Here is a 685-nt window from a genome sequence, read left to right as displayed (position 1 = left end):
GGGACTGCTGCACGTTTGGGTGACATCTGATCTGTGGCGCTGATGAGTGTCACTGGAAGGATGTACCTCATGCCCAAGCCGTATCCCCGAGAGTTCCGCGACGACGTGGTCAACGTGGCTCGCAACCGTGAGCCCGGACAATCACTCAAACAGATCGCTGCGGACTTCGGGATCGCCGAATCGTGTTTGAGTAACTGGATGCGCCGAGCCGATGTGGAGGACGGGCTGAAGCCCGGCACGACCACCGCCGAGAATGCTGAGCTGCGTGAGGCGAAGAAGCGCATCCGACTGCTGGAGCAAGAAAACGAGGTGTTGCGTCGGGCGGCGGCGTACTTGTCGCAGGCGAACCTGCCGGGAAAATGATGTACCCGCTCGTGCGTGAGCTCGCCGGTGACGGGATCCCTGTCACGGTGACGTGTCGGGTCCTCAAGCTCGCTCGCCAGCCCTACTACCGATGGCTGGCCGACCCCATCAGCGACCGCGAACTCACCGATGCTTATTTGGCCAACGCGCTGTTCGACGCGCACCGTGACGATCCCGAGTTCGGCTACCGCTACCTCGCCGATGAGGCCCGCGATGCTGGCCACCACGCGTGTGATCGCACCATGTGGCGGGTCTGCTCGACCAACCAGTGGTGGTCGGCATTCGGTAAGAAACGCGCCAAGAACGGGAAGAAGCCAGGCCC

Annotated in this window: 1 protein-coding gene and 1 pseudogene; both read left to right on the top strand. The window is 62.6% G+C overall.

What is annotated here, in order from left to right; all coding sequences use genetic code 11:
• The first annotated feature begins 69 nt into the window (after nt 1–69).
• Complete coding sequence (locus tag ACQ260_RS17305) at nt 70–363, top strand: transposase (RefSeq protein WP_432560712.1); 294 nt, start codon at nt 70–72, stop codon at nt 361–363.
• Nucleotides 360–685: pseudogene (locus ACQ260_RS17300) on the top strand (IS3 family transposase); the annotation flags it as partial. The gene ACQ260_RS17305 and the pseudogene ACQ260_RS17300, both read left to right, overlap by 4 nt.

This window comes from Ammonicoccus luteus (assembly GCF_050880385.1).
GTDB lineage: Bacteria > Actinomycetota > Actinomycetes > Propionibacteriales > Propionibacteriaceae > Enemella.
This window is presented reverse-complemented; position numbering and strand designations above follow the sequence as displayed.

Bases quoted from the DNA above. Each gene is read 5' to 3' on its own strand.
- ACQ260_RS17305 (WP_432560712.1), top strand. From the start codon at position 70: ATGCCCAAGCCGTATCCCCGAGAGTTCCGCGACGACGTGGTCAACGTG.